Raw genomic sequence first — 23,476 nt, forward strand, 5'->3', positions numbered from 1 at the left:
CGCGCTCTCAGGAACGGGCACGGCGCACGGCCGCCTGTTGCCGCCGGGCACCGGCCCGGCGTCGGTTCTCCGCGCGCTCGCGCGCGGCCGCCCCGGGGGCCGTGGACGGATCCACCCCGGACCGGCTCAGATGGGCGGCCAGCGAGGCCACCGTGGGGTGCTGGAACAGCTCGACCATCGACACCCGGTGCCCGAGGTCCGCCGCGAGCAGCGACCGCAGCTCGGCCATCAGCAGTGAGTGCCCGCCGAGGTCGAAGAAGTTGTCGTGGGCGCCGACCCGCTCCACCCCCAGCACGGTGCGCCACAGCCCGGCCAGCGACCGTTCAAGACCGGCCCCGGGCGCGCTGAACGGCGCGCCCGCCGCCGGGCCGTCCTCGCCCGGCTCGGGCAGCGCGTTGCGGTCCACCTTGCCGCTCGGGGTGAGCGGCAGCGCGTCCAGCACGGCGAACACCGCGGGCACCATGTACCCGGGCAGCCGGCCGCGCAGATGGGCGGCCAGCTCGGTCGGCCCGGGCGGCGCCCCGGCGGCGTCGGCCGAGGTCAGATGGGCCACCAGCCGGACGTCCCCGGTCCGGTGCGGACGGGCCGTCACCACGGCCTCCCGCACCCCCGGGTGCTCGGTCAGCACGGCCTCGATCTCGCCGAGCTCGATCCGCAGGCCGCGCAGCTTCACCTGGTGGTCCAGCCGGCCGAGGAACTCCACCGCGCCGTCCTCACGGAACCGCGCGAGGTCCCCGGTGCGGTAGAGCCGCGCCGCCGGGTCCGGGTCGAACGGGTCCCGGACGAAGCGCTCGGCGGTCAGTCCGGGCCGGTTCAGATAGCCCCGGGCCAGGCCCCGGCCGCCGATGTGCAGCTCTCCGGGCACCCCGACCGGCACCGGGCGCATCGCCTCGTCCAGGACCAGGATCCGGGTGTTGGCGATCGGCCGGCCGATCGGCACCGGCCGCCGGGGGTCGTCGTCCGGCCCGCAGGTCCAGTGGGTCACGTCGACGGCGGCCTCGGTCGGGCCGTACAGGTTGTACAGGGCGGCGGTCGAGCGGGCCAGGAAGCGGTCCTGGAGGTCGCGCGGCAGCGCCTCGCCGCTGCACACCACCCGGCGCAGGCTCCCGCACTCCTCCACCGGCTCGCGCAGGAAGGCCTGCAGCATCGACGGCACGAAGTGCACCGTCGTCACGCCCTCCGCCCGGATCGTCCGGGCCAGGTAGCCGGTGTCCCGGTGCCCCTCCGGCCGGGCCAGCACCAGGGTCGCGCCGGCCGCCAGCGGCCAGAAGAACTCCCACACCGACACGTCGAAGGAGAACGGCGTCTTCTGCAGCACCCGGTCGGTGCCGTCCAGCCGGTAGGCGTCCTGCATCCACAGCAGCCGGTTGCGGATCGCCGCGTGCACGTTCATGACGCCCTTGGGGGTGCCGGTGGAACCGGAGGTGTAGATGACGTAGGCGAGGTCCTCGCCGCCGACCGCGACCTCCGGGGCGCTGTCCGGCTCCACGACCGGCCCGGCCTCGAACTCCTCCACGCACAGCACCTCGGCGTCGACCTCCGGCAGCCGCCCGAGCACCCGGCGCTGTGTGAGCAGCACCGGCACCCGGGCGTCCCGCACCATGTGCTCCAGCCGGGCCGCCGGCAGCTCCGGGTCCAGCGGCAGATAGGCGCCGCCCGCCTTGAGCACCGCCAGCAGCGCCACCACCAGCTCCGGCGCGCGCTCCATGCCGACGCCGACCACCGAGTCCCGGCCGACGCCGAGCCGGCGCAGCCGGTGGGCGAGCCGGTTGGCCCGCCGGTCCAGCTCGCCGTAGCCCACCGAACGGCCCTCGAAACGCAGCGCCACCGCCTCCGGACGCAGCCGCGCCCGCTCCTCGAAGGCCTGGTGGATCCAGCCGGACCCGGCCGGCCACTCCCGCGCGGTGTCGTTGAACTCCACCAGCACCCGGTGGCGTTCGGCCTCCGTCAGCAGCTCCAGCCGCTCCACCGGCCGCTCCGGACCGGCCACCGCCTGCTCGGCCAGCCGACCGAAGTGCGCGGCCAGCCGGGCGACGGTGGACTCGTCGAACAGGTCGCGGTCGTACTCGAACCAGCCGCTCAGGCCACCGTTCTCGTCGAAGGCCTGGAGCTCCAGGTCGAACCGCGCGCCGCCGCCGCGCACCGGCACCGGCTCCAGCCGCGCACCGCCCAGGGTGAGGTCCGGCACCGCCTCCCGGCCGTAGGCGAAGCTCACCTGGAACACCGGCGGCCGGCTGAGGTCACGGGCCGTGCCCAGCTCGCCGACCACCAGCTCGAACGGCACCTCCTGGTGCTCGTAGGCGCCGAGGCAGGCCGCCCGCACCCGGTCCAGCACCTCGGTGAAGGACGGCTCGCCGCCCAGCTCGGTGCGGATCGGCAGGGTGTTGACGAAGTAGCCGATCAGCGGCTCCAGTTCGGGCCGGTCGCGGACGGCGGTGGGCACCCCCACCACCACGTCCTGCCGGCGGGAGTACCGGGACAGCAGCACGGTGAACACGGCCAGCAGCGCCATGTAGGTGGTCGCGCCCCGGCGGTGGGCCAGCTCCGACAGCCCGCGCAGCAGCGGTTCGGGCAGCTCGAACGGCAGCGTGCCGCCGTTGAAGCCCTGGACGGCCGGACGCGGCCGGTCGGTCGGCAGCTCCAGTGCGGTCGGCGCCCCGGCCAGCCGCTCCTTCCAGTACGCCAACTGCTCCGCCCAGCGGCCCTGTTCGTGCTGCTCGCGCTGCCAGAGCGCGAAGTCGGCGTACTGCACCGGCAGCTCCGGCAGCGGTGAGGGCCGGCCGGCCGCGAACGCCTCGTACAGCGCGGCGAGTTCGGCCAGCAGTACCCAGAACGACCAGCGGTCCGAGACCAGGTGGTGCAGGGCCAGTACGAGCACCGACTCGTCCTCGCCGGTGCGCAGCAGGGCCAGCCGCAGCGGCGGCCCGGCCTCCAGGTCGAACGGCTCGCCGACCGCGGCCGCCACGATCCGCTCGTCCAGCTCGGCCGGGGTGAGGCCGGCCTGCCGCAGGTCGGTCACGGGCAGTTCGGGTTCGACGGACGGCCGCACCACCTGGACGGGGCGGCCGTCGCGCAGCGCGAAGGTGGTGCGCAGCGCCTCGTGCCGGCGGACCACCTCGCGCAGCGCCGAGCGCAGCACCCGCGCGTCCACCGGGCCGCGCACCCGCACCGCGCCCGGCACCACGTAGGCCGGGTTCGCCGGCCGGACCTGCTCCAGGAACCACATGCCCTGCTGGAACAGCGAGAGCGGGAAGACGTCCTCGGTGGCGCTGTTCCCGGCGGCGTCCGGGGCCGCTTCGCCGGACGCCCGCCGTTCGGCGAGCAGCCGCTCCAGGTGCGCCCGCTGCTCCGGGGTCAGTGCGGCGAGGCGTTCGTCGAGCTCAGTCATCGACCCGCTCCGACGTCTCGGTGACCTGCTCCAGGAGGGCGAGCAGCTCGGCGGTGGGGTCGGCGGTGGCGTCGGGGGTCCGGTCGGTGGAGCGGGCCGCCCGGCGGATCGGCGCTGCCTCCCCGGCGGTGGCGGCGCCGGTGGACGCGGCACCGGTGGCCGTCAGCCCCTCGACCACCTGCCCGGCCAGGCTGCGGACCGTGGCGCCCTTGAGGAACTCGGCGACGGTCACCTTGACGCCCAGCCGCCCCTGGATCTCGTTGCGCAGCTCCACGGCCATCAGTGAGTCCAGGCCGAGGGTGGACAGCGGAGCGTCGGCGTCGACGGCGGCCGCGCGCGAGCCCAGGGCGGTGCGCACACTGGCGGTCAGCCCGGCGACCAGGGTCTCGACCCGCTGCTCGGCGGGGGCGGCCAGCAGTTCCTCGGCGGTCGGCAGCGCGCTCGCCGCCGCCCGGCCCGGGGCGCCGGGCAGCGGGCGGGCCGGGGTGCGTTCGGCGCGCTCGGGCCGCTCGGTCCGTTGCACGCGTTCGGTCCGTTGCACACGTTCGGTCCGTTGCGCGCGTTCGGGCCGCTCGGCCCGCGGCGAGGGCCGTCGGGCGGGAGCCGCCGCAGAGCCGTTGCCGCTCGGCTCGTGCCAGCAGCGGGTGGCGGCGAACGGGTAGTGCGGCAGCGGCATCCTGGTCCGGCCGTACTCCCGGTCGAACCCTGCCCAGTCGACCTCGGCTCCCTCGGCGTACAGCCGGCCGAGGCTGCCCAGCAGAATCTCCCAGTCGTCGTACTTCGGCCGCAGGCTGGGCAGCATCAGCACGTCGTCGCCGGTCAGCACCTCGCCGACCAGGCCCAGCAGCGTCGGCGCCGGACCGACCTCCAGGAAGGTGCGGTGGCCGAGCTCGTACAGCGCCCGCACCCCGTCGGCGAACAGCACCGGCTGCCGGGCGTGCCGCAGCCAGTAGTCGGTGTCCAGCGGCCGGTCCCACGGCCACAGCCCGCCGGTCAGGTTGGACAGCAGCGGGACGGCCGGCGCCCCGAACGGGACCTTCTCCAGCGCGGCCCGCAGCGGCTCCAGCACCGGCTCGACCAGGGGGGAGTGCGAGGAGGTGGAGATGCGCAGCCGCCGCACCTCGGCGCCGCGCGCGGCGAAGGCCGCGCAGACCTCGTCGACGACCTCCCGCACCCCGGAGACGGTGGTGTTCGCCGGGCCGTTGACGGCGGCCACGGCGACCAGCGCCTCGTCGTGGCGGGCGAGTTCGGCGGCCACCTCCGCCGCGGGGGCGGCGATCGCCGCCATCGCGCCGGACTCGGCGAGCCGCTGGAGCAGCCGGCCGCGCTCGGCGACCAGCCGCAGGCCGTCCTCCAGCGACAGCGCGCCGGCGAAGCAGGCGGCGGCGTACTCGCCGAGGCTGTGGCCGATCACGGCGGCCGGCTCCACACCCCAGGAGCGCCACAGCCCGGCCAGCGCGTACTCCACGGCGAACAGGCCGGGTTGGGCGAACTCCATGGTGTTGACCAGCTCGCCGTCCGCCGCCGAGGCCGGGTACACGGCGGAGAGCAGCGGCGCCGGCAGGACGTCCCGCAGGATCTCCTCGCACTGGTCCAGGGTGCGCCGGAAGAACGGCTGCGTCTCGTACAACTGCCGCGCCATGCCCGCGCGTTGCGGACCCTGGCCGGTGAAGAGGAAGACCGGTTCGGCCGTCGACCCGGGCCCGGCCGGGGCGGCGCCCCCGGCCCGGCCCAGCAGCAGTCCCTCGCCCGGGTCGTCCCGGACGAAGTCCGCCAGCCGCTCGGCGAGTTCGCCCGGATCGGCCCCGACGGCGGCGAGGCGGTGCGGGAAGTGCGAGCGGCCGGTGTTCGCGGAGAAGCACAGGTCGGCCGCGCTCCCGGGACCGGCCTTCGCCAGCCGGTCCTGGTAGCGGCGGGCGAGCTTCAGCAGGGCCCCGCCGCTGCGCGCCGACAGGGCGAGCACCGACAGCGGGCGGCCGTTCTCCGGCTGGGCGTCCGACTCGGCGTCCGTCTCGGCGGCCGGGAAATCCGGTGCCTGCTCGACGATCAGGTGCGCGTTGGTGCCGCTGAAGCCGAAGCTGCTCACACCCGCCAACCGCCGCGCCCCGTCGGCCCCGTCCGACGGCCACGGGGTGAGCGCGGTCGGCACGGCGAAGGTGGTGCCCTCGAAGGAGATGTGCGGATTGAGCTCGGCGAAGTGCAGATTGGGCGGGATCTGCCCCCGGTCCACGCAGAGCGCGGCCTTGATCAGCCCGGCGATCCCGGCCGCCGCCTCCAGATGGCCGAGGTTGGTCTTCACCGCGCCGAGGTGCAGCGGCGCGCCCTCGGGGCGGCCGTAGACCTCGGCCAGCGCGGACACCTCGATCGGGTCGCCCAGCTTGGTCCCGGCGCCGTGGGTCTCGATGTAGCCGACCCGCTCCGGGCCCACCCCGGCGGCGGCCAGCGCCCGGCGGAACACCTCGCGCTGGGCGGCGCCGTTGGGCGCGGTCAGTCCCGAGCTGCGCCCGTCCTGGTTGACGGCCGAGCCGCGGATCACCGCGAGCACCCGGTCGCCGTCGCGGCGCGCGTCCGAGAGCCGCTTGAGCACCACCACGCCGCAGCCCTCGCTGCGGACGAAGCCGTTCGCCGCCGCGTCGAAGGTCTTGCAGCGGCCGTCGTCGGCGAGCATCTCCGGGAACTGCGAGAACGAGATCGCCGCGTCCGGCGCGACCACCGCGTTGACGCCGCCCGCCATCGCGAGGTCGCACTCGCCGAGCCGCAGGTTCTGGCAGGCCTGGTGCACGGCGACCAGCGAGGAGGAGCAGGCGGTGTCCACCGAGACGCTCGGCCCGCGCAGGTCCAGCAGGTAGGAGAGGCGGCCGCTGGCGATGCTGTGCGCGACGCCGGTGGACGCGTGGGCGGTGATGTCCTGCGGCTCGCGGAACAGCAGCCCGGCGTAGTCGTTGCTGCAGATGCCCAGGAACACCCCGGTCCGGCTGCCCGCCAGCGCGTCCGGCGCCTGCCCGGCGTCCTCCAGGGCCTCCCAGGCGACCTCCAGCACCAGCCGCTGCTGCGGGTCCATCGACACCGCCTCCCGGCGGGAGATGCCGAAGAACTCGTGGTCGAAGCGGTCGATGTGGTCCAGGAAGCCGCCCCAGCGGGTGCTGTGCTTCCCGGGGGTGCGCGGCTGCTCGTCGTAGAACGCGTCGACGTCCCAGCGGTCGGCCGGGATCTCGCCGATGGTGTCGGTGCCGGCGGCCAGCAGCTCCCAGTACGACTCCGGGTCGGTGACCCCGCCGGGGAAGCGGCAGCCGACGCCGACGATGGCGATCGGCTCGGTCCTGGCCCGCTCCTGCTCGTCGATCCGGCGCTGCATCCGCTCCATGGTCAGATAGGCGCGCTTCATCGCCGTCATCGAGCCGGTGCGGTCCTCGGGCGTGTCGCCCCGGGTGGTGTGCTCGCGCGTGGTCATCGTCCCTGCCCCCGGTCGGTCGGATCGGCACTGGTGTCGAACTGCTCGGTCTTGGCGAGGAGGAGGGCCTCCAGTTCGCGCTCCGACAGCCCGTCGAGGTCCTCGGGGGCCTCGGGGCCGCCGTGGAGGTCGACGTCGGAGCCGTGGAACCGGTGGACGGCGACGTCCGGGCGGTCCGGGCGCTCCAGGACTTCGGGCGCGGCGGCGGCCTCCAGCGGGATCCCCATCCGCTCGGCGAGGAACGGCACCAGGGCGTCCAGCGTCGGGTACTGCCAGCCCAGCGTGGCGGGCAGCGGGACGCCGAGCGACAGTTCCAGCCGCGAACGCAGCTCCAGGGTGCGCATCGAGTCGAAGCCGAGGCCGGCCAGCGGCGCCGAGCTGTCGATCGCCGCCGCGTCCGGCGCGCCCGCGTCGGGCCCGTCGAGCACCCGGGCGGCCAGCTCCCGGCAGTGCCGGACCAGCAGGGCCCGGCGCCGCCGGCCCGGCTCGACCGCCAGCAGCTGCCGCCGGACCGCCTCCCCGCCGTCGGAGTCCGCCGCCGCGGGGCCGGCCTCGGGCGAGCCCGCCCCGGGGGAGCCCGCGCCGCCCGCCGAGCGGACGATCGCGGCCGGGCTGCCCAACAGCCGGGCGAGGGAGGCCAGTCCCGCGCCGTCCACGCTCAGCGCGGGCAGGCCGACGGCCCTGCGGTGCCCGGCGAGCGCGTCCAGACAGGCGCCGAGCGCCGTCCCCCGGCCGGGTGCGGAGGCCGGGTCGGACAGCACCAGGAAGTCCAACGGCCTTCCAGCGGTGGCGAGATGGAGCCGCCAGGCGTCGGCGGCCGGACCGGCGGCGCCCAGCGGGTCGTCCTCGGCCTCCTCCGGCCCGCCGCCGTCCGCCGTACCGTCTGCCGCGCCGGCCGCCGCCTCGGCGCCCGCGAGATGCACCACCCCGGCCAGCGGAGCCGCCGGAGTGTCGAACGCGGCCACCGCGGCGGCCAGCTCCTCGGCGCTGGACAGGTCGGCGACGGGCAGCACCATTTCCACGCCCCGGGCGCGCAGTTCGGCCACCGCCGGCTCGGCGGCGGCGTCCGCGCCGGAGCCGGGGGAGCGGAGCAGGGCGATCCGGCGCGCCCCCAGGTCCGCCAGCCGGCGGGCCGCCGCCAGGGCCGCCGGGGTGGTGCCCCCGGTGACCAGGTAACCGGCCCGGGCCCGGACCACCGAGCGGGTCGGCGGCACCGCGAGCTCCGGTGCCGGCTCCGGACGCAGCACCAGCTTGCCGGTGTGCCGGGCCTGCGCCATCGCGGCGAACGCCTCCCGGGCCCCGGCGAACGGGTGGACGGTGACCGGCAGCGGTCCGAAGCCGCCGTCCTCGAATCCCCGCACCACCTCCTCGAACAGCTCGGCCAGCAGCTCCGGTTGCGCGTGGAAGGTGTGGTCCAGGTCGACCGCGAACAGCGCCCGGTTCGCCTTCAGACCGCCGAGGCCGATCGGACTGTCCTCGTGGATGTCGCGCTTGCCCAGCTCGACGAACCGCCCGCCCGGCGCCAGCAGCGCCAGACCGCGCCGCAGCGCCTCCCCGGTCAGCGAGTTGAGCACCACATCGACGCCGCGCCCGCCGGTGGCCGCCTCGACCTCCGCCGCGAAGTCCGTCGAGCGGGAGTCCATCACCAGGTCCACGCCGCCGAGTTCGCGCAGGAAGCGGCGCTTGGCGGGCGTCCCCGCGGTGGCGAACACCCGTGCCCCGCACCGCCGGGCCACCGCCAGCGCGGCCAGGCCCACACCGCCGCTCGCCGAGTGGACCAGCACCGTCTCGCCCGCCCGCAACCGGGCCAGGTGGCCCAGCCCGTACACGGCGGTGAGGAAGGCCACCGGCACCGCCGCCGCCTGCTCGTCGTCCAGGGCCGACGGCCTCGGCGCCACCAGGTGCGCCTCGGTGGTGGTGTAGGCCGCGAGCGCGGACGGCGCGACCGCCATCACCCGGTCGCCGACCCGGAAGCGTTCGACGCCCGCGCCGACCGCGCTCACCCGGCCCGCGCACTCGACCCCCAGCGGGACCGTCCCGGCCGCGCCCGGGTAGGCGCCCATCGCCTTGAGCACATCGCTGAAGTTCAGCCCCGCCGCGGCGACCTCGATCTCCACCTGGCCGGGGCCGGGCGCGGTCCGCTCCCAGCGGGTCGGCGTCAGGCTCTCCAGCAGACCGGGCCGGACCGCCAGCAGCCGCTGGTTGGTGTCCAGCTCGGGGTCGAACGGCCGCCGCTGCCAAGCGGGTTCGGTGCCGTCCGCGGAGTCCTGCGGCACCCGGACCGGTGCGTACCCGACCGGTCCGCGCAGCGCGGCCGAGGGCTCCCCGGCCGGGTGCAGCAGCACCTCCAGCAGCCGGGCGGCGTCGTCCCGCGCCGGGTCCGGGTCGAGGTCCACCAGCAGCGGGTGGGGCGAATCCGTCCCGGCCGAGGCCACCCCGGCCGCACCCCACAGCAGGGCCTGCACCGGGTCGGGCGCCCCGTCCCGCTCGGTCACCCGCTGCGCGCCCCGGGTCAGCAGCACCAGCCGCGGGCCGCCGGGCAGCCCCTCGTCGGCCAGTTCCCGGACCAGCAGCGGGGCCGGGCGGACGGCGTCCTCCCGCGCCGCCGGGAGCGGGAACGGCCCCGGGCCCTCCGGAGCCGGTCCGCCGGCCGCGTCCAGGCCCCAGGCGTACAGGACCCCGGCCCACGGCTCGTCGCTGGCCGCACGCAACTCCTTGAGCAGGGCCGCGAGGTCCTCCGGCCGGGCCGGGTCGAGCTCGTAGCGCAGCGGGTCGATCCGCCGGGAGCTGCTGCCCGCGGTGACGGTCACCCAACTGCCGCGCCGGGCGACGAGTTCGGCGCCCAGGGCGTCGGCCGTGCCCGCGCGGTCGGCGAACAGCAGCCAGCGGCCCGGTGCGCCGGCCGGCGCACCCGTGCCGTGCTCGGCCTCGGCCCACTCCAGGGCGAACAGGGCGCGACCGGCCCCCTCCTCGGCGGTCGGCTGCTCCACGGTCGGCGGCCGCTCTTCCGCGGGCGGCTGCACGGCGGGTGCTTGCGCGCCGGGAGCCTCGGGGGCGTACCGGCGGCGCTGCCAGGGGTAGTTCGGCAGGTCCAGCACGGCCCTGGGCAGCCCCGCGAACCCGCCGTCGGCCTCGTCCCGGTCGTGCTGCTCCCGCTCGGCGAGCACCACACCCGACGGCGCCCCGCCCTCGGCGAGCCCGCTCAGCGCCCGCAGCGCGGCGGCCCGGTCGGCGGCGGCGATCCGCGCCCGCCAGCGGTGCCGCGCCCGACCGGCCCCGGCCGTGTAGGCGAACGCCGGGTAGGACCCCTCCGGCAGCCCGGCGAGCCGCCCGTGCAGGGCGCCGGCCAGCGCCCGTACCGCCTCCGGTGTCCGGGCGGAGAGCTCGAAGCCCACCACCGGGACGGCTCCGGCCCCGTCGACGGGGGCGTCCTCGGCCGCGCCCAGGATCACCTGGGCGTTGGTGCCGCCCATGCCGAAGGCGCTCACCGCCGCGTGCCGCCCGCCGCGCTCCGGCCAGGGCCGCAGCGCCGTCGGCAGGGTGATGGCGGTGCCGTCCAGGTCGATCAGCGGGTTGAGGGTGCTGAAGTTCACCAGCGGCGGCACCTCGCGCCGCCGCAGGCACAGCACCGCCTTCACCAGGGCGATCACCCCGGCCGCGGACTCCGGGTGGCCCAGATTGGCCTTGACCGAGCCGACGCTCAACTCGGCGCCGCCGTTGCGACGGCCCAGCGCGGCGGCGATCGCCTCCATCTCGATGGTGTCCCCGAGCGAGGTGCCCGTGCCGTGCGCCTCCACCAGGCCGATGTCGGCGGCGACGAGCCCGGCGTCCGCGAGCGCCGCCTCGGTCAGCGCCACCTCCGACAGCACATTGGGCGCGGTGAAGCCGGTCGAGCGGCCGGTCTGGTTGACCGCCGAACCGTGCACCACCGCGTGCACCCGGTCGCCGTCGCGCCGGGCGTCCTCCAGGCGCTTCAGCACCAGGACACCGCAGCCCTCGCCCCGGGCGAAGCCGTTCGCCCGGGCGTCGAAGGGCCGGCAGTGCCCGTCCGGCGACAGGGTGCCCGCCAACTGGTGCAGCCGGGTCGCGCGCGGCGAGAGCACCAGGTTCACCCCGCCCGCCAGCGCCACGTCGCACTCCCGGCGGGCCAGCGCCTGGCGCGCCAGGTGCACCGACACCAGCGAGGAGGAGCAGGCCGTGTCCACCGTGATCGCCGGACCGGCGAGCCCCAGCGCGTACGCCACCCGGCCCACCGTGAAGCAGTGGCCGTTGCCGCCCGCCCAGTGGGTGTCCAGCTCACCGGTGTGCCAGTCCCAGTACTCCTGGCCGGTGATCCCGACGAACAGCCCGGTGCGGGCCGCGTCCAGCCGGTCCGGCGGCAGCGCGGCGTTCTCCAGCGCCTCCCAGGCGACCTCCAGCAGCAGCCGCTGCTGCGGGTCGACGCCCCGGGCCTCGGCCGGGCCCATGCCGAAGAACTCCGCGTCGAAGTCCATCACCTCGTCCAGGAACCCGCCGCTGTGCGGCAGCCGCTCCCACTCGGCGGCGAACGGCCCGCGCCGCCCGGCGGGCAGCGGGCCCACCAGCTCGCGGCCCTCGGCCAGCGCGTCCCAGTAGCCGTCCAGGTCGGTGATGCCGCCCGGCAGCCGCAGGCCGATGCCGACCACGGCCAGCGGGCCGGTGCCACTGGCGGCGTCCAGCTGCGCCCGCAGCTTGCGGACGGTGTCGAGCGCCCGGGTGAGCGGGGTGGGTGCGGGCGCGGCGGTGCCGCTCTGCTGCTGCTCCGTCATGCGCTCAGCCCTCGCCTTCGGCGTCGGCCTCGACGGCCGCGCCGTCCTCGCCCGGGGTGCCCTCGCCCGCCGCCGGATCGCCCAGCAGCCGTTCGGCCAGCACCGCCGACAGCGCCCGGGCCGAGCCGTACGTCCACAGCAGCGTCGGCGACAGCCGCAGCCCGAACGCCGCCTCCAGCCGGTTGCGCAGCTCCAGACCCATCAGCGAGTCCAGCCCCAGCGACTTGAACGGCGTGTCCCGGTCGATCGCCCCGGCCTCCAGCCGCAGCACCCGCCCGGCCAGCTCCTGCACCTTGGCCTCCAGCAGCTCCGGCCAGCGCTCCTGCGGCGCCCCGCGCAGCTCGGCCAGGAAGGCCGCGCCGGCGCTGCTGCCGCCCCCGCCGTGCCGGGCCAGCTCGCGCAGCGCGCTCCAGCTGTCCAGCGTCGCGGTGTCCGGGTACGCCTCCAGGTACTGCTGCAGGTCGATCGGCACATACGCGACCACCTGCTCGTCGCCGCCGAGGAACCCCTCCAGCGCCCGCCACGCCTCGGCGGTGGAGAAGCCCGCCATGCCGCGTTCCGCCAGCCGGGCCCCGCGGTTGTCCTCCGCGGCGGCCAGTCCGACATCGCTGAACGGGCCCCACTGCACGCTCAGTGCGGGCAGCCCGCGCCGCCGCCGGTCCACCGCCAGCGCGTCCATGAAGGCGTTGCCCGCCGCGTAGGCCGCCTGGCCGGCGTTGCCGAACAGCGCGGCCGCGGAGGAGAACAGCAGGAAGAAGTCCAGCGGGTCGCCCTCGGTCGCCGCGTCCAGGTGCACCGCGCCGTCGACCTTGGGCGCCAGCACCCGGTCCAGCTGCTCCGCCGTCAGATTGAGCACGGTCGCGTCGTCCAGCAGCCCGGCCGCGTGCACCACCCCGCGCAGCGGCGGCAGTTGCTCGCGCACCCGGCGCACCGCCGCCGCGTCGGCGACATCGGCCGCGAAGGTCTCCACCAGCACGCCGCGCGCCCGCAGCGCCTCGATCCGGGCCACCGCCTCCGCCCCCGGCGCGGAGCGGCCCACCAGGGCCAGCCGGCCCGCGCCGCGCCCGGCCATGAACTCCGCCAGCGACAGGCCGAGCGCCCCGAGCCCACCGGTGATCAGATAGGTGCCGTCGCCCCGGAACCGGCCGTCCCGCAGCGGCTCCGGCGCCACCTCCGTGACCGTCGACGGGTCCGACAGCACGAACTTCCCGATGTGGTGGCCGTGGGACATCTCCCGCAGCGCCTCGGCGGCCCGCGCGAACGGGTAGGACAGCACCGGCAGCGGCGCCAGCTCGCCCGCCTCCACCCGCTCCCACACCTCGGCGAACAGCCGGGTGAACAGCGCCGGCCTGCGGGCGATCACCCCGGCGAGGTCCAGCGAGGCCAGACCGATGCCCTTGCGGAACGCGTCCAGGGCCAGCGTGCGCCCGCCGTAGATGTCGGCCTTGCCGACCTCGACGAACCGCCCGCCCTCGGCCAGCACCTCCAGGCCCAGCGGGATCGCCGCGCCCGTCAGCGAGTTGAGGACGACGTCCACCCCGCGGCCGCCGGTCGCCGCCCGCACCTCGTCCGCCCAGGAGAGGTCCCGGGAGTCGAAGACGTGCCGCACCCCCAGCTCGCGCAGCCGGTCCCGCTTGTGCGCGCTGCCCGCCGTGGCGAGGACCTCGGCGCCCAGCAGCCGCGCCACCGCGATCGCCGCCAGCCCCAGCCCGCCCGCCGCCGAATGGATCAGCACCGTCTCGCCGGGCAGCAGCGCGGCCAGGTGCCGCAGGCCGTACCAGGCGGTGATGGTCACCGCCGGGAACGCCGCCGCGTCGGCGTCCGCCATCCCCTCGGGCACGTGCTGGGCGTGGTCGGCGAGTACCGTCCAGTGGGTGGCAAGCGCGCCGCCGCTGGTGCAGGCGACCACCCGGTCGCCCGGGGCGAAGCGGGTCACACCCGCGCCGGTCCTGGTCACCACGCCCACGCCGTCCAGACCGAGCAGCCGGGCGTCGGCCGTCGGGTCCGGATAGGTGCCCATCACCTTCATCACGTCGATGAAGTTCAGCGCCGCCGACCCCACCGCGAGCTCGATCTCCCCGGCGCCGGGCGTCCGCCGCTCCAGCGGCCGGAACGCCAGCCCGTCCCAGGTGCCCCGACCGTCCGGGGCGAGCCGGAACGGCTGCGGGGCCGCCGAGCGCCAGCGCGGCCGGGCCGGGTCCGCCGGGTCGTCCGCCGGGCCCGCCGCGCCGCGCACCAGCCGGCCGACCAGCCGCTCCCCGCCCCGCAGCACCACCTGGTCCGCGCCGTCCTCGGCCGACAGCTCGACGGCGCACCGCGCCGCCCAGTCGGCCTCGTCACCGGCCACGTCCACCAGCACCGGCCGCAGCTCGGGGTGCTCACGGCGCAGCACCCGCCCGAAGCCCCAGTACAGGGCCGCGCCCGGGGCGACCGCCCCGGCCGCCGACGGCGGCAGCTGGGCGTCGGCGGTCACCACGACCAGCCGGGGCACCAGCGGGCGCGCCGAGCAGGCCCGCACCAGCGCGGCCAGCGCCGTGAGGGCCGCCCGCTGGGCCTCCGGCCCGGCGTCCGCGCCGGGCGCCAGGAAGACCACGCCGTCCAGCCCCTCCACCGAGGCCAGCCGCTCCTGCCAGACCTCGGTCCGCGCCGCGTCCGCGCCGTCGGCCACCTGGGCCAGCGCCGTCCCGCCGAGCGCGCCCAGCGCCTCGGCCAGCTCCCCGGCCCGCGCCCAGGCCGCCGTGCCGCCGACCGGGTCGGCCGCGCACACCGCCCAGTGGCCGGTGCGCTGCGCCGAGCCGATCTGCTCCGCCACATCCGTCCCGCCGGCGCGGTCCTTCGGCCGGAACTCCAGCCGGTGGATCCGCTCCGCGTCCACCGCACCGGGATCGGCCGAGGCCGCCAGCGCCCGCATCCGCAGGCCCAGCAGACTCAGCACCGGCCGCCGCTCCGCGTCGAAGAGGAACAGGTCCACCTCCTCGCCGCCGTCCCGCCGCACCGCGTGCGACCACAGCGCCGTCACCGGCTCCGCGAGGTCCTGGTGCAGATGCACCCGCCCGACCCCGACCGGCACCGCCGCCTCCTCGCCCGGGAACAGCGGGATCGAGGCCTGCAGCGCCGCGTCCCACAGCGCCGGGTGCAGCCGGTGCGGATGGCCGCCGGCCAGGCAGCCCTCCGGCAGCCGCACCTCGGCCAGGCACTCCGCCGCCCCGGCCCGCAGCCCCACCACACCCTGGAACGCCGGACCGTAGTTCAGGCCCCGCGCCGCGCAGTCGGCGTAGAACGCGGCGGCCGGCGCGGCGTCGAGACCGAGCAGCCGCTCCGGGAACGACGGCGCGTCCGGCGCGGTGTCCTCCGCCAGCACCCGCGCCGAGGCGTGCCGGACCCAGCCCTGCCCGCCCGGCTCCAGCGAGGACAGCGTGAAACTGCCGCCGCCCGTGACATCGTCCCGCCAGCCCAGCGCCACCGTCACCGGCTCCTCGGTGAGCGTCAGATGGCTGTGCAGGCCGACCTCCGCGAGCGTGCGGTGCGCGCCGCCGGTCCTGGCCAGCGCCGTGCGCAGCGCCAGCTCCAGCATCCCGGTGCCGGGCAGCACCACCGCGTCGTACACCCGGTGGTCGCGCACCCAGGGGATGTCCGCCGGGGCCAGCTCCAGCAGGCCGGTCCAGGCACCCTGCTCGGTCACCGACGGCACCAGCCGCAGCTCCTCCCCGGCCCCGCTCCCGGCCCGCCGGCGGCCCTGCTCCACCCAGTGCACGGCCCGCTGCCACGGGTACGGCGGCACCGGCGCCCAGGCGGCCCGGGGCAGCGCGCCGAACGGCTCCAGACCGCTCACGTACGCCCGCGCCACGGACTCGCGCACCGTGTCCGGCGAGCCCTGGTCGCGCCGCAGCGTCGACAGCACCTGCGGCGGTACCGGCCGCTGCGCGGCCAGCTGCTCCAGCGCCGGGGTGAGCACCGGGTGCGGGCTGATCTCGACCACATGGGTCACCCCGGTGTCGAACAGCCGCTCCATCGCGTCGGCGAACATCACCGGCCGGCGCAGGTTGTCCACCCAGTACCGGGCGTCCAGCTCCGGCCCCTCCAGCGGGGCCACCCGCACCGTCGACATCAGCTCGACGGCGCCCGGGCCCGGGCGCACGGACTGCAGCGCCGCCAGCAGGTCGTCCTCCAGCTCGTCCATCTGCGGGCTGTGCGAGGCGTAGTCCACGTTCACCAGGCGGCAGAAGGTGCCCTCGGCCTCCAGCAACTCCTGGAGCGCCAGCACGAGTTCGGTGTCACCGGAGAGCACGCAGCTGTTCGGGCCGTTGTTCACGGCCAGCGACACGCCCTCCTCGAAGCCGGACAGCGCCGCCTTCGCCGCGTCCAGCGAGAGGTCCACCGCCAGCATCCGGCCCTTGCCCGAGGTCCGGCGGGCGATCGCGCTGCGCCGGGCGACGACCATCGCGCCGTCCTCGTAGGAGAGGATGCCCGCCGCCGTGGCCGCGGTGACCTCGCCCTGGCTGTGGCCGACCACCACGTCCGGCTCGACGCCGGCCGCCCGCCACAGCTCGCACAGGCCCAGCGACACGGCCCACAGGGTCGGTTGCAGCATGTCGATCCGCGACAGCCACTCCTCCCCGGCCTCGCCGGAGACGACCCGGACCAGGTCCCAGTCCGTGTACGGCTCCAGCGCGGCCGCGCAGCGGTGGATCACTGCGGCGAACACCGGTTCGGCGGCCAGGAGTTCGCGGCCCATGGCGTGCCACTGCGAGCCCTGGCCGGGGAACACGAAGGCGGTCCGGCCACCGGTCGCGGCCCGTCCGGTGAACACGCCGGGCACCGGCTCGGCACCGGCCGGGTCGGCGGCCAGCCGCTCCAACTGCCCGGCCGCGCCGGCGGAGTCGGCGGCCAGCAGGGCGGCCCGGACCGGGAACTGGTCGCGCTGCCAGGCCAGGGTGCCGGCCAGGTCCGCCAGCGCCGGGGCGCTCGCGCCGATGAGCAGTTCGCGCAGCTCGCGGGCGCGTTCGGCGAGCGCCGGCTCCGAGTGCGCGGACACCGGCAGCAGTACCGGGGTGCGGTGTTCGGCGGTCCGGCTGTCGTTCGCGGTAGGCGTTTCCGGCCGAGGCGCCCCGGTCAGCACCACGTGCGCGTTGGTGCCGCCCCAGCCGAAGCTGCTGACGCCGAGGAAGACCTGCTCGTCCGCCGGCAGCGGCAGCGGCTCGCGGACCACCGTCACGTTCAGCTCGTCGAAGGCGATCTCCGGGTTGAGCTCCGCCGAGTGCAGGCTCGGCGGCACCACGCCGTGGCGCAGCGCCAGCAGCGCCTTGAACAGCCCGGGGATGCCGGCGGCGGCCTCCAGATGGCCGATGTTGGTCTTCACCGAGCCGATCGGCAGCGGACCGGCGTCCGCGCTGCGGGTCTGCCCCAGCACCCGGCCGACCGCGCCCGCCTCGATCGGGTCGCCGACCGAGGTGCCGGTGCCGTGCGCCTCCACATAGGCGACCCGGTCCGCCGGGATGCCCCAGTGCCGGTAGGAGTCCCGCAGCAGCCGCTCCTGGCCGAGCGGACTGGGCGCGACGACACTCTGCCCGCCGCCGTCGTTGTTCACCGCCGTACCGGCGATGACACCGTGGATCCGGTCCCCGTCCGCCTGCGCCCGGGCGAGGGTCTTCACGAACAGGGCGCCCACGCCCTCGCCGCGCACGAAGCCGTTCGCCCCGGCGCCGAAGGCCTTGCACCGGCCGTCGGGGGAGAGGCCGCCGAAGTACGTCAGGCCGATCGAGGCGGTCGGGTCGAGCATCAGCGCGACACCGCCGATGATCGCCGCGTCCACCTCGCCGGCCCGCAGCGCCTGGGCGGCGAGGTGCGCCGCGACCAGTGCGGAGGAGCAGCCGGTCTCGACGACCAGGCTGGGCCCGGTGAGCCCGAGGAAGTAGGAGACCCGGGCGGCGATCATGTCGAGCGCGTAGCCGGGCGCGGTGTGCTGGGTGACCCCGGCGGCGCTCTTGCGGCCGACGTGCTCGTAGTCGTGCCAGCCGGCGCCGACGAACACGCCGGTGCGGCTGTCCGCGAGCGCGCGGGCCGGTGTCCCGGCGTCCTCCAGCGCCCGCCAGGCGGCCTCCAGCATCAACCGCTGCTGCGGGTCGAGCATCTCCGCCTCGCGGGGGGAGATGCCGAAGAAGGTGGCGTCGAACCGGTCGACGTCGGTGAGGAATCCGCCGACGGCCTGGATCTCGCGCTGCGGGTCGAGTTGGGCGCCGGCGTCCCAACGGGTCGCGGGGACGGGGCCGATGGCGTCGTGCCGCTCCATCATCAGCCGCCAGAAGCTCTCGACGTCCGGGGCGTCGGGGAACCGTCCCGCCATGCCGACGACGGCCAGGGCCTGGGTCGGGTCCTGGACCACAGGGTCTGTGTGCATGTCCTCTTCCTCGGGCACGTGGTGAGCCGGTCCGGGCACGGGCCGGCGCCCGGCCCGGGGCGTGCGGGGGCACGCTGGGGCGGGGTGCCGGCGGGGCACGGGCAGCGGTCGGGGCGGACGGGTGCCGCGCGGGAGGGTGCCGCGCGGGCGGTGTCGGGTCGGCACGGCCGGGAGCGGCCGGGGAACCCGGGGGACTGGCTGGGGAGCCGGGCGACTGGCGGGGCCGTGGGAGCCGCGCGGGAGGGTGTCGCGCGGGCCGGTCGGGCGTCGGGGGGGACGGTTTTCGGGACGGTTTTCGGGGCGGCTTTCGGGGCGGCGGAGGGGTTGGGGGCAGCGGGTGACGGGGGCCGCGAGGGGCGGACGGGCCCCACGCGGCAGTCGATCACCAGTGCGCATCGTGGTCCCGGCCGGTCTCCGGCGACAAGGCTTTGACCTGCTTTTACTGACACTTGTCACGTCCCTGCCCGCGGGCGTCGGGTCGGCCGCCGGACCCGGGATAAGTTGAGGGGTCACCGAATGACACGCGTAGACCCACCGGTCCTGCTGAGGACATGTCCGCACCCGGACGCCCGGGTGCCGTCGACGGGAGCGGGCCGTCCGCCACACACTGGGGCGCGGCCGAAACGATCACCATGAGTTCCGTTCACGGGATCCTCGGGGGAGACCTAGTGATGACCATTCGTGTGTTGATAGCCGACGAGCAGCTGCTGCCCCTGGACGCGATCGCCGAGGTGCTCGCGTCCGTGAAGGACTTCGAGGTCGTGGGGGCGGTGAACCGGAGTTCGATGGTCGTCCCGGTCGCGGTCCGCCGCCGGCCGGACGTGGCCGTGCTGGGCATGGGCACCGCACAGGGCGGCTTCCGCCTGGTGCGGGAGCTCGGGAAACGCTTACCCGACTGCCGGGTCGTCCTGATGGCGGCCCGGCCCACCCGGACCCTGGTGGACCGGGCGGTGTCGGCGGGGGCGCTCGGGGTCGTCACCAAGCAGACCAAGATCCCCCGCCTGGTCGACGCGATCCGGGACGCCGCCGCGGGCGGCCGGCCGGCCCCGGGCGAGGCCGAACCGGCGCCCGACGGGCCGGCGGTCCGGACGGCCGTCGCGGAGCAGGTGCTGAGCGCGCGGGAACGCGAGATCCTCCGGCTCACCGCGACCGGTGCCTCGGTGAAGGAGGTGGCCCGCGAGCTCTACCTGGCCGCCGGGACGGTCCGCAACCTCACCTCGGGCGCGATGCGCAAGCTCGACGGGCGCAACCGCTTCGACGCCGCCCGGATCGCCGCCGAACGGGGGCTGCTGTGAACGGACTTGCCGCCCCGCACCGGAGCCCGCGCCGGACTCAGCCCTTCGCCGCCCGCACCTCCCTGGCCTCCTTCGCCGCCGCGACCTCCTTCGCCTCCCGGCCGTCGTGTTCGAGCAGCCCGAGCCGGGTGGCCCGCACCATCGCCGTGAGCCGGTTGTCGGTCTCCAGCACCCGCAGGATCTCGGCGACGAACCGCCGCACCGTCCGGTCCGAGTAACCGAGGTGACGGGCTATCGACTTGTCGGTGGCCCCGGCGGCCATCATCCGCAGCACCAGCCGGTGGGTGCCGGACAGCACCGGTGCCGAACCGCCGTCGCGCCGCCGCCGGGTGTACGGCGCGGCCGTGGACCAACTGTGCTCGAAGACCCGGGTGAAGAGCTGGGCGAGCAGTCCGCCGTCGATCACCACACTGCGGCGCAGCCCCTCGACCTGCGACCGGGTGACCACCTTCTCCCGGTCGACGATGACCAGCCGCAGCGGCAGCGACTCCGCCGTCCGGATCTCCGCGCCGGCCTCCTGGAGCGCGTTCACGTACTCGACGACCGCCGGGCTCCCCAGCGCGGAGGCCGGTGCCACCAGCCGGTAGTGGACGCCCCGGCGCAGCAGCTCGACGTCCTCGCGGATGCACGGGTGCAGCGCCTCCCGCTCGGTGGTGGTGGGCAGCATCACCGCCACCTCCGACCGGCTGGACGCATGCAACTCTCCCAACCGGTGCACCAGTTGATCCCGTGACTCGACCACCTCGACCGCCGGACCCTCCCCCGCGGGGGCCGGAGTGGCGAGGAAGCCGTCGGTGAGGTCGGAGATCAGGTCCTGGGCGCGGGCGACCTCGGCCAGCCGCTCCTGCTGATCGGCGACCAAGCGTCTCAGCACGCTCTGCGGCGTGGCCGGCGGCGCTCCCCGGTCCCGGTCGAGGAGGCCGTGGCCGGCCAGCCAGCCGACGGCCTCCCCGACCTCCTCGGTCCCGGCACCGAGGTCCCGGGCGACGGCCCGGGCGAGGTCCTCCGGGCCTCCGCCGACGCCCTCGGTGCGAAGAAGTGAGAGGTAGACACGGTACGCAAAGCGCGGGTCGATCCCGATCGCCGCCGTCATCGCCTTGAACTCCAGCCGTAGGTCCGGATCGTGAGCAGCAAGGTGGTCCCGAGCCCTCAGTGCCTGTGGCTCGGCTGGCGAGACTACTTGAAGTAATTGACCGGTCAAGGGCGCCCGGGTTGAACACCTGGGTCACGTCGCCGGACCCGCCTTCCGTGGCGGACGGTGCCCGGGCCCTTACACTGGCGGCCCGCCGCGGCATCGGCGGCCGCCCCGCCAGCCCCCTTCCCGAGGAGCCCGCCGGTGCACTCCTGGCTGTCCGAACGCCGCCGCGCGGCCGTGAGCCTGCTGGTCGCCGCCGTCGCGGCGGCCGTGCTCGTGCTGCTGCTCGCGCTCCACGAGGGCCCGGCGTTGCTCTCCGGGGCGGATGTCGCCGTCCTGGTGCTGTTCGCCTATCTGTCGGCCTATCTGACCGCCACCCTGGTGGCCTTCACCGGTGCCTCGCCGGAGCGGATCCGGGACTGGGCGCGGCGCTCCGAGCGCGGCACCGTGCTGCAGCGCTACCTGCTCGGCAGCGCCCCGGGGCCGGGGGTGTCGGTCTCCGTCGCGGCGGCCGCGCTGGTGGTGTCCCTGGTCTGGCGCCCCGGCCATCTGGGGTCGGCGCTCCTGGTCGGTGTCCGGGTGGCGATCGCACTCGCGCTGGTCGTCGAGGCATGGGTGTGCGTGCTCGTCTCCTTCGCCGTCGCCTTCCACGCCGACAACCTGGTGGAGGACGAACGGGCGCTGGAGTTCCCGGGCGGCGGAACCGCCGCCGAGGGCGGGTCCGCCGTCTGGGCCGACTACATGTACTTCGCCGTGTCCGTCATGACGACCTTCGGCACCACCGACGTCAACGTGACCTCCCGGGAGATGCGGCGCACGGTCGCGGCCAACGCCGTCATCGCCTTCGTCTTCAACACGGTGACGGTGGCGAGCCTGGTGTCGGCCCTGGACCGGGGCTGAGCGGCGGCCCGGTGCCGAGGGACGGCCCCGCCCCGACACCGCCCGATGCTCCAACACGCTCACCCCTGTCGGAAGTCTCCCCGACGGCCGCCGGGGCGCACCGGTCCCCGGCGGCTCCTGGCGGGCACCGGTGCCCGGCCGGCCGTCATCGCCCCCGATGGCTCCGGAGCCGGGCCAGGTACTGCTCGGGATCGGCGAAGGCGCGGTCCTGCGCGCCGTGCCGGTGGAGGTCGAGCCGGCCGTCCGGGTGCAGGCGGACGGTGGTGGTGGCGGCACGCGGTTCCCCGGGGCGGTCGGGGCTGCCGGAGCCGTCGGGCACGGGGGAGCGGAGGACGGGCACAGCGGGCGGGAACATCGCGAGGGCCTCGGCCGGCCCGGGCGCCGGGTCGTGGCCGGTCCGGTTGGCGCTGCTGACGTACAGCACCGGGAAGTCGTCCAGGAGGCCGGCCAGCGGCTGCCAGCGGGCGCCGAACAGCAGCGTCCAGCCGTCCTTGGTGGCCGGTGCCAGCCAGGGCGGCGCCTCCTCGGGGCGACGTACCGGCGCGAGCACGGTGAGGTGCTCCGCGGCGAGCAGCCGCCGGGCCAGCCGCAGCGCGTCCGGGCCGAGGTCGAGCCGCTCCGCCAGGGCGTCCAGGGTCCGGGGGTGGTGGGCCCAGAGCGCGACGGCCTGCTCCGCCGGGCGCTGCTTGGCGGTGTTGACGGCGTCGGGCCGGGTGGCGGCGACGACGCAGGTCAGCGGGGCGGGGTTGGGCAGCACCACGGCCCGCCCCCGGGCCAGGGCGGCGCGGACGGCCGCGAGCTCGGACAGTCGGCGGGCGGGGGGCGTCGGCGTCACGGGGTGTCCTCGGTGGTGGTGGTGGCGGCGGCGGTGGTGGTGGTGGTGGTGCGGGCGAGGCCGTCCAGGTAGGCGGCGAACAGTTCGTCGTCGACGACGGCCCGCCCGGTGCGGAACGCCCTGCGCTTGACCCAGGCCGTGGCCGCGCGGGCCCCGGCGGCGTCCAGCCGGTGGCCGAGCCGCTCGGCGACCGCCGTGACGACCCGGGCGCTGGCCAACTGGGTGAGCACGATGGTGGGTTCGACCCCGAGCAGGGCCGTCGGGTCGTAGGGCTGGAACAGTCGGGGGTCGACGAACGGCGTGCCGGTGGAGATGGTGGCGACCCCGGTGCCGACCACCGGGGTGGTGACCGTCAGCGGGACCCCGGTCTGCTCCGAGACCAGGGCGGCGATACGCGGCAGCCGGGTGAGGTCCGGTGCCCGCCACCACAGTTCGGCGGCGCGCCCGTCGGCACCGAGCAGGGCCGCCGCGCGCTCCGGGTCGTGGGCGAGCAGGAACAGCAGCTGCTCGGTGGCGACCAGGCCGGAGCGCTCGGCCAGGCCGAGCCATGAACTGGCCACCACCCGGGCGCCGTTGCGCACGGCCTGGACGGTGTTGGCGAGCCCGAGGCCGAGGTCGTTGTGCAGGTGCGAGCCCAGTAACACCCCGGGACCGGCCGAGGCGGCCACCCGCTCGAACATCTCGGCTGTCTCGCCGGGGAGTTGGCACCCGACGGTGTCGGCGAGGAGTACCGTGCCGGCCCCGGCGGCCGTGAACCCCCCCGCCGCTTCGGCCATCAGGCCGTGGTCGGCCCGGGAGGCGTCGGCCAGGCACAGGTCGATCGCGACGCCCTCGTCCAGGTCGCGCACCGTCTTCACCAGGTCGGTGCCGTGCGCGAGCGCCTCGCGGGCGCCCCGGTGCGTCATCACCCGGGCCATCGCCTCGGAGGCCGGGACGACCGCCAGCACCCGGGCGTTCGCGACGCCGCGCACCGAGGCGACCGCCTGCCGGACGTCGGCCTCGGTGCCCCGGCAGACGGCCGCGGCCGAAACCTGCCCCTCGGTCTCGACGGCGACCTGCCGCACCGCCTCGAACTCCTCGGCGCAGACGGCGGGGAATCCGGCGGCGAACACCACGTGGCGCGGCCCGTCCGCGCCGAACACCGCGCCGTGCTCCCGGGCGAGCCGCACCCGGAAGCCGCCCGGCATCAAGGTCTTGGCCTGCGCGCCGTCGCGCGCCGACTCCTCCCACACCACCAGGCGTCCGGCCGCCGCCGACTCCCGCACGATGTCCCGCATCGGTGATCCCC

General features: G+C 76.3%; 9 protein-coding genes. 2 read left to right on the top strand and 7 right to left on the bottom strand.

Going from position 1 to position 23,476, the window contains the following annotated elements:
• Window positions 1-7: 7 nt before the first annotated feature.
• The 4 genes from ADK60_RS02635 to ADK60_RS02650 are packed head-to-tail and all read right to left on the bottom strand — an operon-like array spanning window position 8 to window position 18,023.
• On the bottom strand, window positions 8-3,388 hold the full coding sequence (locus tag ADK60_RS02635; protein ID WP_053642872.1) for a non-ribosomal peptide synthetase: 3,381 nt from the start codon (window positions 3,386-3,388) through the stop codon (window positions 8-10).
• The gene (locus ADK60_RS02640; RefSeq protein ID WP_234370910.1) at window positions 3,381-6,839 is read right to left on the bottom strand and encodes a type I polyketide synthase; all 3,459 of its coding nucleotides are present in this window, start codon (window positions 6,837-6,839) and stop codon (window positions 3,381-3,383) included. The genes ADK60_RS02635 and ADK60_RS02640 overlap by 8 nt, the downstream gene beginning before the upstream one ends.
• Window positions 6,836-11,626 carry a beta-ketoacyl synthase N-terminal-like domain-containing protein gene (locus ADK60_RS41110; RefSeq protein ID WP_063783015.1) on the bottom strand — a complete coding sequence of 1,597 codons (4,791 nt, stop codon included), beginning with the start codon at window positions 11,624-11,626 and terminating at the stop codon, window positions 6,836-6,838. Before ADK60_RS41110 ends, ADK60_RS02640 begins: the two co-directional genes overlap by 4 nt.
• A gap of 4 nt (window positions 11,627-11,630) precedes the next feature.
• Complete coding sequence (locus ADK60_RS02650) at window positions 11,631-18,023, bottom strand: type I polyketide synthase (RefSeq protein ID WP_053642874.1); 6,393 nt, start codon at window positions 18,021-18,023, stop codon at window positions 11,631-11,633.
• Window positions 18,024-18,694: 671 nt separating this feature from the next.
• On the opposite strand from ADK60_RS02650, the gene ADK60_RS02655 reads away from it, so the two are divergent.
• On the top strand, window positions 18,695-19,318 hold the full coding sequence (locus tag ADK60_RS02655; protein WP_045944145.1) for a LuxR C-terminal-related transcriptional regulator: 624 nt from the start codon (window positions 18,695-18,697) through the stop codon (window positions 19,316-19,318).
• A 37-nt stretch (window positions 19,319-19,355) separates the two neighbouring features.
• Here the strand turns inward: ADK60_RS02655 and ADK60_RS02660 are convergent, their stop codons facing one another.
• Complete coding sequence (locus tag ADK60_RS02660) at window positions 19,356-20,411, bottom strand: LuxR C-terminal-related transcriptional regulator (protein ID WP_053642876.1); 1,056 nt, start codon at window positions 20,409-20,411, stop codon at window positions 19,356-19,358.
• Between the two features lie 243 nt (window positions 20,412-20,654).
• Between ADK60_RS02660 and ADK60_RS02665 the strand changes: the two genes are divergently transcribed.
• Entirely contained in the window at window positions 20,655-21,353 is a 699-nt protein-coding gene (locus tag ADK60_RS02665; RefSeq protein ID WP_053642878.1) for a DUF1345 domain-containing protein, read from the top strand.
• A 145-nt stretch (window positions 21,354-21,498) separates the two neighbouring features.
• Here ADK60_RS02665 and ADK60_RS44440 read toward each other — a convergent pair whose 3' ends face one another.
• Together ADK60_RS44440 and ADK60_RS02675 are read right to left on the bottom strand one after the other, a co-directional pair.
• Entirely contained in the window at window positions 21,499-22,188 is a 690-nt protein-coding gene (locus tag ADK60_RS44440) for a hypothetical protein (protein ID WP_053642880.1), read from the bottom strand.
• On the bottom strand, window positions 22,185-23,465 hold the full coding sequence (locus ADK60_RS02675; protein WP_053642881.1) for a hydroxymethylglutaryl-CoA lyase-like TIM-barrel protein: 1,281 nt from the start codon (window positions 23,463-23,465) through the stop codon (window positions 22,185-22,187). The genes ADK60_RS44440 and ADK60_RS02675 overlap by 4 nt, the downstream gene beginning before the upstream one ends.
• Window positions 23,466-23,476 lie beyond the last annotated feature (11 nt).

This window comes from Streptomyces sp. XY431 (assembly GCF_001279805.1).
Taxonomy (GTDB): Bacteria; Actinomycetota; Actinomycetes; order Streptomycetales; family Streptomycetaceae; genus Kitasatospora; species Kitasatospora purpeofusca.